At 32.9% G+C, this 14,090-nt stretch carries 12 protein-coding genes; 7 read left to right on the forward strand and 5 right to left on the reverse strand.

What is annotated here, in order from left to right:
• The first annotated feature begins 3 nt into the window (after positions 1–3).
• Positions 4–267: a hypothetical protein gene (locus tag ABD715_RS14880; RefSeq protein WP_344789096.1), complete on the forward strand. Its 264-nt coding sequence runs from the start codon at positions 4–6 to the stop codon at positions 265–267.
• Here ABD715_RS14880 and ABD715_RS14885 read toward each other — a convergent pair.
• On the reverse strand, positions 264–1,097 hold the full coding sequence (locus tag ABD715_RS14885; protein ID WP_344789097.1) for a UbiA prenyltransferase family protein: 834 nt from the start codon (positions 1,095–1,097) through the stop codon (positions 264–266). The two genes, ABD715_RS14880 and ABD715_RS14885, sit on opposite strands and share 4 nt — an antisense overlap.
• 119 nt (positions 1,098–1,216) lie before the next feature.
• On the opposite strand from ABD715_RS14885, the gene gcvP reads away from it, so the two are divergent.
• The 4 genes from gcvP to ABD715_RS14905 all read left to right on the forward strand — a co-directional run bounded on the left by gcvP (position 1,217) and on the right by ABD715_RS14905 (position 6,689).
• A complete protein-coding gene (gene gcvP / locus ABD715_RS14890) occupies positions 1,217–4,066 on the forward strand; it encodes an aminomethyl-transferring glycine dehydrogenase (RefSeq protein WP_344789098.1) in 2,850 nt (949 codons plus the stop codon).
• A gap of 104 nt (positions 4,067–4,170) precedes the next feature.
• Positions 4,171–5,229, forward strand: coding sequence for a 3-oxoacyl-ACP synthase III family protein (locus ABD715_RS14895; protein WP_344789099.1), 1,059 nt, complete (start codon positions 4,171–4,173; stop codon positions 5,227–5,229).
• 62 nt (positions 5,230–5,291) lie between these two features.
• Positions 5,292–5,813: a methyltransferase gene (locus ABD715_RS14900; protein ID WP_344789100.1), complete on the forward strand. Its 522-nt coding sequence runs from the start codon at positions 5,292–5,294 to the stop codon at positions 5,811–5,813.
• Between the two features lie 27 nt (positions 5,814–5,840).
• Positions 5,841–6,689: a glycosyltransferase family 2 protein gene (locus tag ABD715_RS14905; protein WP_344789101.1), complete on the forward strand. Its 849-nt coding sequence runs from the start codon at positions 5,841–5,843 to the stop codon at positions 6,687–6,689.
• A 4-nt stretch (positions 6,690–6,693) separates the two neighbouring features.
• Here ABD715_RS14905 and ABD715_RS14910 read toward each other — a convergent pair whose 3' ends face one another.
• Together ABD715_RS14910 and pafA are read right to left on the reverse strand one after the other, a co-directional pair.
• Complete coding sequence (locus tag ABD715_RS14910; RefSeq protein WP_344789102.1) at positions 6,694–7,500, reverse strand: DNA/RNA non-specific endonuclease; 807 nt, start codon at positions 7,498–7,500, stop codon at positions 6,694–6,696.
• A gap of 6 nt (positions 7,501–7,506) precedes the next feature.
• Positions 7,507–9,165, reverse strand: a complete 1,659-nt coding sequence (pafA, locus tag ABD715_RS14915) for an alkaline phosphatase PafA (protein ID WP_344789103.1) — start codon at positions 9,163–9,165, stop codon at positions 7,507–7,509.
• Positions 9,166–9,282: 117 nt separating this feature from the next.
• Here pafA and ABD715_RS14920 point away from each other — a divergent pair, with 117 nt between their 5' ends.
• Both ABD715_RS14920 and ABD715_RS14925 read left to right on the forward strand, forming a co-directional pair.
• Positions 9,283–10,020 (forward strand): MlaE family ABC transporter permease, encoded by a 738-nt coding sequence (locus tag ABD715_RS14920; RefSeq protein ID WP_344789104.1) that lies wholly within the window; start codon positions 9,283–9,285, stop codon positions 10,018–10,020.
• Positions 10,020–10,787 carry an ABC transporter ATP-binding protein gene (locus tag ABD715_RS14925; protein WP_344789105.1) on the forward strand — a complete coding sequence of 256 codons (768 nt, stop codon included), beginning with the start codon at positions 10,020–10,022 and terminating at the stop codon, positions 10,785–10,787. Before ABD715_RS14920 ends, ABD715_RS14925 begins: the two co-directional genes overlap by 1 nt.
• A 213-nt stretch (positions 10,788–11,000) precedes the next feature.
• On the opposite strand, the gene ABD715_RS14930 is transcribed toward ABD715_RS14925, so the two are convergent.
• Together ABD715_RS14930 and xylA are read right to left on the reverse strand one after the other, a co-directional pair.
• Positions 11,001–12,575, reverse strand: a complete 1,575-nt coding sequence (locus ABD715_RS14930) for a solute:sodium symporter family transporter (protein ID WP_344789106.1) — start codon at positions 12,573–12,575, stop codon at positions 11,001–11,003.
• A gap of 155 nt (positions 12,576–12,730) precedes the next feature.
• Entirely contained in the window at positions 12,731–14,056 is a 1,326-nt protein-coding gene (gene xylA / locus ABD715_RS14935; protein WP_344789108.1) for a xylose isomerase, read from the reverse strand.
• Positions 14,057–14,090 lie beyond the last annotated feature (34 nt).

The raw sequence follows: 14,090 nt of genomic DNA on the forward strand, positions 1-14,090 counted from the left end.
ATTATGAGTAAAAAGAATAAAATATTTTTAGCGTGTGATGAAGCACAACATGTTTGCAATAAAACACAATATAAAAACTCTACATTTTGGGAAAAAATAAAGTTAAATATTCATTTATTATATTGTGCAGCTTGTAGAAAATATAGTAGTAATAATTCAAAATTAACTAAGATTGTTAAACAATCGAATGTAGACTGTTTAGATGACGATTGTAAAGAAGCCATGAGAAAAGAGCTTGAAAAAGCAATAAAAGAAAACGCGCTTTAGTTAAACAATAGCATAAAAATTAACCATAAAACCGGTACACCTTCAACCAAAAACGAGCTAAAATATTTTCCCTGCTCTTTTTTAGATATTAAAATTAAAACTCCTGTTATTAAAGCTATAGTTATTAAAACCGAAGTATTAACTGCAATAATATCATTCTTAAAAAATTGAAGCAAACAAAAAACAAAAAGCAATAAAACACCCATTAATTTTGTTTTTACTACCCCTATTTTTTGTGGTATGGTAGACAACTTTAAACTATCATACTGTAAGTCTCTTATTTCAAACGGAAGCATTAATGCCATGATAAATAAAAACTGCTGAGTTGCTGTAATAAAAACATCGGCACCTAACAAAACATTGGTGTTTATTAATGGCAAAAAAACTGTAACACCAGACCAAATTAAAGCTATTAAATAAATTTTTAATCCGCCTATACTTCTTAAATTCTGCTGACTATCTAGAAACAAACGCTTTGGCAAAAAAGGAATAGCATATAAAAAGGTAAGCAACCCCAAACCGCCAATATAAACCAAGGTTTTTAGCTCTAACTTCAACGCATAAAAACACATTAAAACAAAACAAATTAAAGAGAATAATTGTATGGCTTTTAACCAAGTGGTTAATCGTCTATGATGAAATTTTGCAACCCCAAAGTATTTTACAAAATTATACCCAGTAATGGTAGCAAAAAAATTAAAACATAAGATGTTTTCGTTGTAGGCTTTACCAAACTCTAAAAGCGTAATCCAAGATAAAGCATATACAGATAATGCAACGTGAACACTACTATTTATATAAAAATTAAAAAGTTGCTTTATAAGCTTCATTTCACAAAAATAATCAAAGTGTTGACAACATATTAAAATGGTTAAAAACTTTCCACTTTTCTCAAAAAAATCATGCTTTATTTACTTATTTTTGCGAATTATTTAAACAATTTAGCTTAATGAATACAAATGCTTTTGCTTTACGTCATATTGGTCCTAATGAAAACGACCAAAACAGTATGCTAGAAACTATTGGTGTCGATTCTTTAGACCAACTAATTTACGAAACCATTCCGGATGATATTAGATTACAAAAAGGTCTTGATCTTGATAAACCAATGACCGAGCATGAGTATCTTTTACACATTCATGATTTATCTAAAAAAAATAAAGCTTACACAACATATATAGGTCTAGGCTATCACCCAACAATTATGCCTGCTGTAATACAACGAAACATTCTTGAAAATCCAGGATGGTATACCGCATACACGCCCTACCAAGCAGAAATTGCGCAAGGTAGACTTGAAGCTTTATTAAATTTCCAAACCATGATTACCGATTTAACAGGTATGGAAATAGCAAATGCTTCATTACTTGACGAAAGTACAGCAGCAGCAGAAGCGATGAGTTTATTATTTGCTGTTAGAGATCGTGCACAGAAAAAAGCAGGTATAAGTAAGTTTTTTGTTTCAGAAAACATATTACCTCAAACCCTATCATTATTACAAACTAGAGCTAATCCAATAGGCATTGAGCTTGTTATTGGTAAAGAGGATACTTTTAATTTCTCTTCAGATTTCTTTGGTGCTATTTTACAATACCCTGGAAAAGACGGGCAGGTAACAGATATAAAATCGTTTATAGAAAATGCGAAAGAAGCAAATATAAAAGTAGCAGTAGCTGCCGATATTTTAAGTTTGGTAAAACTAGAAGCTCCTGGTAAATTTGGAGCAGATGTTGTTGTGGGTACAACGCAACGTTTTGGTATACCTATGGGCTATGGTGGTCCGCATGCAGCCTACTTTGCAACAAAAGAAGCTTACAAACGTGATTTACCAGGTCGTATAATTGGTGTAACAAAAGACACCAATGGCAATAGAGCCTTACGCATGGCTTTACAAACAAGAGAACAACATATAAAAAGAGACAGAGCTACATCCAATATTTGTACAGCACAGGTATTGTTAGCAGTTATGGCTGGTATGTATGCTGTTTACCACGGACCAAAAGGCTTGAAATTTATAGCTAACAAAGTTCATAATAAAACAGCAACCTTAGCAAAAGCCTTAAAAGAATTAGGCTACGAGCAAACAAACACCTCTTATTTTGATACGCTTCAAATAAAAACAAAAGCAAAAAAAATAAAAGCAATTGCAATAGATAAAAAGGTAAACTTGTACTACCCAGACAAAAACACTGTTACTATATCTATTAACGAAACAACAGCTATTAGAGATATAAACTATTTAATTTCTGTTTTTGCAGAAGCTGCAGGTAAAGAAACTATTGAAGTATCTACTGTTTTAAAATTTAATAATATTGATGAGTCTTTACAAAGAACATCAAATTTTTTAACTCTAGATGTTTTTAACAAACACCACTCAGAAACGCAACTAATGCGTTATATAAAATCTTTAGAACGTAAAGATTTATCGTTAAACCACTCTATGATATCTCTTGGGTCTTGTACCATGAAACTTAATGCAGCATCAGAAATGTTACCACTAAGTTGGTTTAAATGGGGTAATATTCATCCATTTGCCCCAAAAAATCAAGCCAAAGGTTATTTAACGGTTTTAAAAAAATTAGAAGATCAACTTACAGAAATTACAGGTTTTGCTGCTACATCTTTACAACCAAACTCTGGTGCTCAAGGTGAATTTGCTGGTTTAATGGTTATAAAAGCATACCACGAATCTAGAAACGACCACCACAGAAATATATGTTTAATCCCGTCGTCTGCACACGGTACAAACCCTGCGAGTGCAGTTATGGCTGGGATGAAGGTTATTGTAACAAAATCTACAGAAGAAGGAAACATAGATGTAGAAGACTTAAGAGAAAAAGCCATTTTACACAAAGACAACCTATCTTGTTTAATGGTTACCTACCCTTCTACTCACGGTGTTTACGAATCTGCCATTAAAGAAATTACACAAATAATTCACGATAACGGAGGCCAAGTATATATGGATGGGGCCAACATGAATGCCCAAGTAGGATTAACTAATCCTGGAAATATTGGTGCAGACGTTTGCCACTTAAACCTACATAAAACATTTGCTATTCCTCATGGAGGTGGTGGCCCAGGTGTAGGCCCAATATGTGTAGCGAAACAGTTAGAGCCATTTTTACCAGGAAGCCCTTTATTTAAAACCGGTGGAGATAAAGCCATTACAGCTATATCTGCTGCACCTTTTGGTTCTGCATTAGCTTGTTTAATATCTTACGGTTACATCAAAATGTTAGGCGCAGAGGGGTTAACACAATCTACTAAAACAGCCATTTTAAACGCCAACTATATTAAGCAACGCTTAGAAGGGCATTTCGATACACTTTACTCTGGAGAACGCGGTAGAGCTGCTCACGAAATGATTGTAGACTGTAGACCTTTTAAAGCCAATGGTATTGAGGTTACAGATATTGCTAAACGCTTAATGGATTATGGCTTTCATGCACCAACAGTATCTTTCCCGGTAGCAGGAACTTTAATGATAGAACCTACAGAAAGTGAAAGCAAAGATGAAATAGACCGTTTTTGTGATGCTATGATTTCTATAAAAAAAGAAATAGACAGCGTATCGAAAGAAGATAAAAATAACGTTTTAAAAAATGCACCACACACGTTAAGTATGCTTACTAACGACGAGTGGCTATTCCCTTACTCTAGAGAAACAGCTGCTTATCCGCTAGACTTTGTAAAGGATAACAAGTTTTGGCCAAGTGTAAGACGTGTTGATGATGCTTACGGAGACAGGAATTTAATTTGTACTTGTACACCTATTGAAGCTTATGCAGAGGCTTAAAAAAGTGGTTGAACATCGTAATTTTAATTAAACATAAATTGCTATATCTAAAAAGTTGCTTAATTTAGTATGCACGCATAACACTTTTAGTAAATTAGTTTTTTATGAGTATTAAAATCACCGGAACAGGAAGCTACATCCCAGCAAATATTGAAAAAAATGAAAACTTCCATAACCACGAATTTTTAAATAGCGATGGCTCTATTATTAAAGCATCAAACGAAGTTATAGTTAGAAAATTTAAGGCCATTACGGGTATTGACGAACGTAGATATGCCAAGAACCATTTAAACACATCAGATTTAGCATCTTTTGCAGCAGAAAAGGCTATAGAAGATGCTAAAATCAATCGAGAAGACTTAGATTATATTATTGTAGCTCATAATTATGGAGATGTAAGACATGGCAGTATACAAAGCGACACTGTACCAAGTATAGCATCAAGAGTAAAACATTTACTTCAAATAAAAACACCAAATTGTAAAGCATACGATTTACTTTTTGGTTGTCCTGGATGGGTAGAAGGCGTCATACAAGCCAATGCTTTTATTAATGCTGGAATTGCTAAAAAATGCTTAGTAATTGGAGCAGAAACTTTATCTAGAATTACAGATCCGCACGATAGAGATTCAATGATTTATAGCGATGGTGCTGGTGCAGTAATTGTAGAACAAACAACTGAAGAAGGCGGTGTTATTTCCCATAATTCTGCCACATATTCTTTAGACGAAGCACATTATTTATATTTTGGAGAAAGTAATAACCCAGAATTAGACGACAACCGTCGTTACATAAAAATGTATGGTCGTAAAATTTACGAATTTGCATTAACCAATGTGCCTTTAGCCATAAAATCTTGTCTAGAAAATAGTGGTTATAAAATAAACGACGTTAAAAAGATTTTAATACATCAAGCTAACGAAAAAATGGACGAAGCCATTGTTAAACGTTTTTACGAACTATACGATATGGCCATGCCAGAAGGCATTATGCCAATGACTATAAGTAAATTAGGAAACTCAAGTGTTGCAACCGTACCAACCTTATACGATCAAATTTTAAAAGGCGAATTAGAAAATCAAGAAATAAATAAAGGCGATGTTATTATATTTGCAAGCGTTGGTGCTGGCATGAATATTAACGCGATTGTTTATAAGCATTAATAATATTGCGTATATTGCTATTTCAAATTTCTCTAAAAGGAAATGAAAAATAGACTTAATTTATGTACGAAAAAACCTTTCCTAACAAGCGTTTTAAACATACTATAGAATTTTTAGAAAAACACATTTCAACTTCTGAATCTATTCTAGATTTAGGAGTTGTTAATCCGTTTTCTAAAATTATGAAAGACCACCATTTTTCTGTTGAAAACACCAAAGGCGAAGATCTAGACATTGACACCTCTACCATTACAAAATCTGAAGCAGAGGTAGTTACTGCTTTTGAAATTTTTGAGCACTTACTCTCCCCTTTTACAGTTTTAAAATCTATAAAATCGAATAAATTAGTAGCAAGTGTCCCTTTAAAATTATGGTTTTCTTCGGCCTACAGAAGCAAAACAGATATGCTAGACAGGCATTACCACGAATTTGAAGATTGGCAGTTCGATTGGCTATTGGAAAAAGCAGGTTGGAAAATTATAGATAGACAAAAATGGACTAATCCAACAAAAAAAATTGGTATTCGCCCTATTTTACGTTGGTTTACACCTCGTTATTACATTATTTATGCCGAAAGAGTTTAACTTTTAACATATAAAGCTTACTATATTTTGAATTTTTACATTATCATTCCAGCGCACAACGAGCAAAGTTCTATTGGATTAACTATAAACTCTTTAGCTAACCAAACACTATTGCCTAAAAAAGTTGTTGTTGTTAATGATAATTCTACCGATAAAACTAAAAATATTGTTGAAGACTATGCCAAAAAGCATAAATGGCTACATATAGTAAACTCTATATCTTCAAACAAGCATTTACCTGGTTCTAAAATAATAAATGCCTTTTACAAAGGCTATAATATTTTGGATGACAACTATGATGTAATTTGCAAATTTGATGCCGATTTAATTTTTCCTGATAATTATTTAGAAACCATTTCAAATCATTTTAAAGCAGATAAAAATTTAGGCATGGCTGCTGGCTTTTGCTACATAGAAAAAAACAATACATGGATACTAGAAAACTTAACAAATAAAGATCATATTCGTGGCGCTTTAAAAGCCTATACTAAAGCTTGCTTTTTAGAAATAGGAAAACTAAAACCTTCAATGGGTTGGGATACAGTTGATGAATTATTAGCTAAATATTATAATTGGAACATATTAACCGATGAATCTCTGCATGTAAAACACCTAAAACCTACGGGAATAAGCTATAATAAGGCATCAAAATACCTACAAGGCGAAGCTATGTATAAAATGCGGTATGGCTTAACCATTACTTTAATTTCTGCCTTAAAATTGGCTTATAAGAAAAGAAGTTTTTCTTTGTTTAAAGATTATATGTCGGGTTATTTTAAAGCTAAAAGAAAAAATATTGAGTATTTAGTTTCTAAAAAAGAAGGCCAATTTATTAGAAATCTTCGTTGGAAAGGTATTAGAGGTAAGTTTTTATAATACACTAAAAACTCCAATTTTTATAATTTGTAGAAGCTTCTAATTTGTTCTCCAGTTTATCTTCTAATTGCGGACAAAAATCGATACCTGTTAACTTTTCAATTTCATCTACAGATACTACAAACTCATAAAGAGGCTTTTTAGAATCTTTATGTGGCATTAAAAAAGCTATAACTTTCGTTTTACCTGTATTGTTATCTATTAAGACTTTATAAAATTGATTGGGCACAGCTACTTCTTCGTCTCCTATAGTTTTCATACTACCTTTTAAAACGCCACCAGTAACCACGAAAACACCATTATATTTACCAGCCCAATAACGTACTTTTTGCTCTAACCTATTCCAAACTCCAGAATTAAACTTGTGCTCTTGTGGCGATATATTACTAGTTAAAAACGTTTCGTCGTGCGCAGATTTAGAATAACGCCTATCTCCTGCTGGGCACAAATGACCGCGATCGAAACCGGACTTTTTATAATTACGCCAATGTGCAGCTCCTGTTTTAACTGCTTTATCTACTTCAAAATAGGGTCTCTTATGATTAATTGAAGATAAATGAGATTTTTTTAACTCGTAAGCTACCCACTCAGCTTGTTCATGTTTTTCGTTATATGACAACGAATACCCTTGATGGTGCACAATTTGTCCGGTAGTGCTTGTTGGCAAAAAATACTCATTAGTATCTTTCTTTACTATTTTTCCTTTTTTAACTATAGTAGCAACTTCTTCTTCTTCTAAAAAATATTCATAACTATACACCCCTAAAAGTATTAGGAGTGCCACAGCAGAATATATTGTTTTTTTATTCAAAATAAATTACTCTAAAATAAATTCTAAAGGTTTCCCAGATGCTCCGTTAGGAAAACTAATACCTAAAAGCGCCGATATTGTAGAGGTAATGTCTGGTATTACTGTTTTCTGTAAAGTTGCCCCATGTTTTATTCCATAACCAAAAAATAAAAGTGGTACATGTGTATCATAATTAAATCCAGAACCATGAGATGTTCCTGTTTTTCTATAAAAAATATGATTTGGGTATGGTACAGTTAAAATATCTCCAGAGCGTTTTTGGTTATATCCATTTTGCAATAAGTGTTCTATCCCTTCAGAAAAATAGCTTGTACTCATCGTAGTAGCAGAATAGGCTTTATAAACTTTACCATAGGTTATAATCTCATTAACTAGTGTTTGCTGTACATAAGATAAATCTAACCCTAATTCTTTAACCTTGTTTCTGTTTAAAAAGACTTGATTATTACTAACATTTTTTATTAACCCATCTGTTTTAAACCTTTCTAAACAAAAAGATTTTAAAGCATCTTTAAGATCTTTAGACTTAATATACCCAGAAGGAATTTTTAAACTTTGCAAATATAAAGGTACATCTACAGCACCATGATCTGCTGTTAAAAACACGGTATAACTGCCTTGTCCAACCTCTTTATCTAGCGTATTAAAAAGACGTTCTAAATCCTTATCTAAGCGTAAATATGTATCTTGAATTTCTTTTGAATTTACACCAAAATTATGACCTACATAATCTGTACTAGAAAAACTAACTGTTAAAACATCTGTATCTTTATCTTTTCCTAAAGCCTCATTTTTAATTGCTTCTATAGCAAAATCTGCTAATAAACTATTACCATAAGGACTTTGTTTTAAGATATTAAAACCGCCATTTTTTTTGCTTAACGCTTTTAAATCATAAGGAAATGTTGCTGTTTTTTTTCCATTAAATCCGCCTTCAAAATTATTTAAATCGTCACCACTTTCTGTGTAAGTAGAAATATCGTATAAAGTTTTCCATTCTTTTAAATAAGACTTTGCAGTATTGGAGTTGTTAAAGTCTTGCACCCATTTAGGCAAATTATCCATGTAGTAATTACTGGTAATAAATTTCCCCTCGTCTTTACCTCTAAACCAATAAGCTGCATTTGCTGTATGCCCTACAGGTAAAATAGCACCTCTATCTTTTATAGAAATACCTATACTTTTACCTCGCATTTGCGTAAACAATCTATTCTCGTCTGCAAAAGTTGTAGTATTCATTCTTCGAGGAGACATTCGTTCTGCTTCAGAACTGGTTCCTACCGCTAAAACTGTATTATCTTCTGCACAATAAACCATTTTATCAGTTTCCTTGTCATACCAATCGTTAGCTATAATACCATGATTTTTTGGTGTTGTTCCGGTAAAAACAGAAGCGTGCCCTGGCCCAGTATATGTTGGCACATAATTAAAATGATTGTTTTTACAATTAAAACCTTCATTCATCATACGCTTAAATCCACCTTCGCCATACTTACTATAAAAACGCGTTAAATAGTCGTAGCGCATTTGGTCTACAATAATACCAACTACTAGTTTTGGATTAGAAAACTCAGATTTTTTACCATGAGACCCCTCCATACTCTTCTGAGAATAAGAAGACCAAGTAAAACACACCACAATAAACACAAATAACAACTTCCTCATAATCCTTATTTTTACCTTTATAAATTTTGGCAAAAATACATATTTACAACTATCTAAATTTTAATTAATAGTTAAATACACCTAACTTTTTTTTACTTTAGCCTAATAATTTATTTTATGACCTACCTTCATAATATTGGCGCTTACTTTTTAATGATTCGAGAAATGTTTCGAAAGCCTACCAAATGGAGTGTTATGAGGCAACTTATTTTTAATGATGTTAACGACCTCATCATTGGATCTCTTGGTATTATTGCTTTTATTTCATTTTTTGTTGGCGGTGTTATTACCATTCAAACAGCTTTAAACATCGAAAGTCCCTTAATACCAAAATACTTAGTTGGCTTTGCAACTAGACAATCTATAATTTTAGAATTTGCACCTACGTTTACCTCTATAATTATGGCAGGAAAAGTAGGGTCTTTTATAACATCGAGCATAGGCTCTATGCGTGTTACAGAACAAATTGATGCCCTTGAAGTTATGGGTATAAACGCTTTAAACTATTTAGTTTTTCCTAAAACGGTAGCCTTAATGCTTTACCCTTTTGCTATTGCTATTGGCATGTTTTTGGGTATTTTAGGAGGTATGGCTGCTTGTGTGTTTGGAGGCTACTCGACATTAGCAGATTACACTACAGGGATTCAAACAGATTTTGAATCGTTTCACGTTATTTATGCGTTTATTAAAACCTTTGTTTTTGCTTTTATACTAGCTACAATACCTTCTTTTCATGGTTTTTACATGAAAGGAGGCGCACTTGAAGTGGGAAAAGCAAGTACAACTGCTTTTGTTTGGACATCGGTAGTTATTATTTTATTAAATTATATTTTAACAGGTGTAATGCTAGGCTAATGATAGAGGTTAAAAACTTACATAAATCGTTTGGAGAAGCCCATATTTTAAAAGGGATTACTACTACTTTTGAAAAAGGGAAAACTAACCTTATTATTGGGCAAAGTGGCTCTGGAAAAACGGTTTTTTTAAAATGCTTATTGGGCTTATTTAATTATGAAGATGGATCTATTGCTTACGATGGACAAATTTTTAGCCAACTAAGCGACGACGAGAAAAGAAATATGCGTGCGCAAATAGGTATGGTTTTTCAAGGCAGTGCGCTTTTTGATTCTATGACTATTGCAGAAAACGTTATGTTTCCGCTTAAAATGTTTACTAAGCAAAGTAAAAGCGAAATGCAAGATCGTGTAGATTTTGTTTTAAAACGTGTTAACTTACCAGATGCTCATAAAAAAATGCCAAGCGAGGCTTCTGGAGGTATGCAAAAACGTGTAGCCATTGCTCGCGCTATTGTAAATAATCCGAAATATTTATTTTGTGATGAACCAAATTCTGGATTAGACCCCAAGACATCTATAGTTATAGATAATTTAATTCAAGAAATTACAGACGAATATCAAATAACTACAGTTATAAATTCTCATGACATGAATTCTGTAATGGAAATTGGAGAAAAAATTCTATTCTTAAAAAATGGTTTAAAAGCCTGGGAAGGATCTAACAAAACTATTTTTAAAACCGATAACGATGTGGTAACAGATTTTGTTTACTCGTCTAATTTATTTAAAAAGGTACGTAAAATGTATCTTGAAGAAAACCAATAAATCTGGCATTTTCTAAAAGCTATAAAACACTTTAATTTATACTACACTTACTGCACACTTTGACAACGCTTAACATTAGGTTTATTAAAACTCTGTTTATATTGTAAATATGCAATACAAAAAAGCGACTACCGTAAGCACAACTTTTAGTTAAGCCATAAAAAATATCTAAAGCATATTATTCTAAAGACTTATACATTTTCTGCTATACTTTTATCTAAAAATAATATAGGTAGATACTACGATTAAGCAAATAAACACACCCACTATTTTAACAGGCTTCCATGGGGTTACATCGACTTGCTCTGTGTATGCCAGCTCGTAATCAGTTTCTCGGGGTTTTAACTTACCTATTACCAACATTATTACTACTGTAAGTACACAGGTTAGGGCCTGCATATGTAACATATGCAAATCAATCACTCCCAATCCATTTGCCAAAATAATATAAATCACATAAATTGAAAAGGCAAATATAACGCCCACTTTTGCTGCTATTGCAGGCACTCTTTTAGTTACAAAACCAATAATTATAACGGTTAAAATAGGCACACTGTAAGCTCCGTTTACAGTTTGCAAGTATCCAAAAATACTATCGGCATAAACTAAAAACGGTGCAATTATCATGGCAAAAAAAGCTAAAAAAACACCAAAACGCTTCCCTTTTTTTACCACGGTTTCGTCGCTTGCATTTTTATCTATAAATTGTTTATAAATGTCTACTCCGTATAAGGTTACACAACTGTTTAAAGCCGAATTAAACGAGCTTAAAATGGCTCCAAATAATACTGCTGCGAAAAAACCAATCCAAACCTCTGGCAATACATCGGCTACTAGAGTTGGATATACATCGCTAGTATGCATATTTGCTCCATATTTATGAAAAGCAATAATACCTGGTAAAACCACTATTATTGGGCCTAGTATTTTAATAAAAGCAGCTATAGTTAACCCCTTTTGACCTTCAGCTAAATTTTTTGCTCCTAATGCACGCTGAATTATTTGTTGATTACTTCCCCAATAAAACAGCTGCACCAACATCATCCCTGTAAAAATGGTTGCAAATGGTATTGAAGAGTCCGGACCACCAATGGCATTAAATTTCTCTGGATTTTCTGTGGTTAACTTAGCTAAACCTCCAAAAACACTTCCATCTTCACTTATCGAAATTAATCCAAAAACAGGGATTAAAAGTCCGCCAATTAACAAACCAATAGCATTTATAGTGTCTGACACTGCTACTGCCTTTAAACCGCCAAAAATAGCATAAATAGAACCTATTATACCTATAGCCCAAACGCAAATCCAGACCGATGCCCAATCGCTTACACCTAACATTTCTGGTATATTAAACATACCACTAATGGCTTTAGAACCTGTAAATAATACCATAGGCAACAAAACAACAGCATAACCTGTTAAAAACAAACCCGATGTTAATGCTTTTGTTGTACTATCAAATCGTCTTTCTAAAAAAGTGGGAATGGTAGAAATACCTCCTTTTAAATATCGTGGCAATAAAAATACTGCAGTAATAACCATGGCAATAGCTGCAAGTGTTTCCCAAGCCATTACCAATATACCATCTCTGTAAGCATCTCCATTTAAACCTACTATTTGTTCTGTAGATAAGTTGGTTAATAGTAACGAACCAGCAATTACAGTAGCTGTTAAGCTTCTGCCTCCTAGAAAATACCCATCAGATGTGTTTTCGTTAGTATTTCTAGTAGCATAATAAGCTATTATTGCCACTAGCAATGTAAAACCTACAAAAGAAATAATTCCCATAATTTTATTTTTAATTGTTTAAGTTTATTTATGTTATGAATAATAGCTTATTAATTTAAGCTAAAAAAGCGAACTGAACACCAAGCATGTACAATTCGCTTTTTATTTTATATCCTTTAACACCAAGTACAAGGGCGTTAAAAGGTGTTTTTATTTTAAATATATTGATTTACAATATTCTCAAATAACTCTTGCTTACCACTCTGTAAACTTAACTCTCCGTTATCTTGAGCTATTTTGTATAAATCTTCCATAGATAACTTTCCGTCTTCAAAATCTTTACCTTTCCCCGCATCAAAAGAGCTATAACGTTCTGTTCTTAATTTTTCGTAAGGTGATGATGTTATAATTTTGTCTGCAATTAATAAAGCTCTAGCAAACGTATCTGCTCCACCAATATGTGCATGAAATACATCTTCTAAATCGGTTGAGTTTCTTCTAATTTTAGCGTCAAAATTAACGCCTCCACCTTGTAAACCACCTGCTTTAAGAAAAACTAACATAGCCTCTGTAGTTTCTTGAATGTTATTAGGAAATTGGTCTGTATCCCATCCATTTTGGTAATCGCCACGGTTAGCATCTAAACTACCTAACATTCCTGCTTTTGCAGCCACCTCTAATTCGTGCTGAAATGTATGCTGAGCTAATGTAGCGTGATTTACTTCTATATTTATTTTAAAATCTTTATCTAAACCGTATTCTCTTAAAAAACCTATAGCTGTAGCAGAATCGAAATCATATTGGTGCTTAGATGGCTCCATTGGTTTTGGCTCTATAAAAAAGTTACCTTTAAAACCTTGTGCACGAGCATAATCTCTAGCCATGGTTAAAAACTGCCCCATATGGTCTAACTCACGCCCCATATCTGTATTTAATAAAGACATGTAACCTTCGCGACCTCCCCAAAACACATAATTTTCTCCGCCTAATTTAATAGTAGCGTCTAAAGCCAATTTAACTTGACCTCCAGCACGAGCAACAACATTAAAATCTGGATTTGTAGACGCCCCATTCATATAACGCGGATTAGAAAAACAATTTGCTGTACCCCAAAGTAATTTAGTTCCAGAAGCAGCTTGTTTTTCTTTTATATAATCTGTTATTATAGATAATCGACTCTCAGACTCTGAAAAAGTGGCACCTTCTTGAATTAAATCGTAATCGTGAAAACAGTAGTAACCAAACCCCATTTTTGTAATAAATTCAAAAGCAGCATCTGCTTTATCTTTTGCTGCCTGAATAGCATCAGAAGACTTATCCCATTCAAACTGTTGTGTTCCTGGTCCAAAAGGATCAGATCCTTGTCCGCAGAATGTATGCCAATACGCCACCGAAAACTTAAAATGCTCACGCATTGTTTTTCCTGCAACCACTTGGTCTGGATTATAATATTTAAATGCTAACGGATTGTCAGATTCTTTTCCTTCAAACTTAATTTCTCCAATACCTTTATAGTATTCTTTATTTCCTATTAATGCCATATTTTAAATTAGCTTTTAGCCACAAGCAATTTGC

The organism is Postechiella marina, from assembly GCF_039538365.1.
Taxonomy (GTDB): Bacteria; Bacteroidota; Bacteroidia; order Flavobacteriales; family Flavobacteriaceae; genus Postechiella; species Postechiella marina.

Coding starts and splice junctions, on each gene's coding strand:
- pafA (WP_344789103.1), bottom strand. CDS start 9,165: ATGAGGAAGTTGTTATTTGTGTTTATTGTGGTGTGTTTTACTTGGTCT.
- ABD715_RS14895 (WP_344789099.1), top strand. CDS start 4,171: ATGAGTATTAAAATCACCGGAACAGGAAGCTACATCCCAGCAAATATT.
- ABD715_RS14925 (WP_344789105.1), top strand. CDS start 10,020: ATGATAGAGGTTAAAAACTTACATAAATCGTTTGGAGAAGCCCATATT.
- gcvP (WP_344789098.1), top strand. CDS start 1,217: ATGAATACAAATGCTTTTGCTTTACGTCATATTGGTCCTAATGAAAAC.
- ABD715_RS14885 (WP_344789097.1), bottom strand. CDS start 1,097: ATGAAGCTTATAAAGCAACTTTTTAATTTTTATATAAATAGTAGTGTT.
- xylA (WP_344789108.1), bottom strand. CDS start 14,056: ATGGCATTAATAGGAAATAAAGAATACTATAAAGGTATTGGAGAAATT.
- ABD715_RS14920 (WP_344789104.1), top strand. CDS start 9,283: ATGACCTACCTTCATAATATTGGCGCTTACTTTTTAATGATTCGAGAA.
- ABD715_RS14880 (WP_344789096.1), top strand. CDS start 4: ATGAGTAAAAAGAATAAAATATTTTTAGCGTGTGATGAAGCACAACAT.
- ABD715_RS14900 (WP_344789100.1), top strand. CDS start 5,292: ATGTACGAAAAAACCTTTCCTAACAAGCGTTTTAAACATACTATAGAA.
- ABD715_RS14930 (WP_344789106.1), bottom strand. CDS start 12,575: ATGGGAATTATTTCTTTTGTAGGTTTTACATTGCTAGTGGCAATAATA.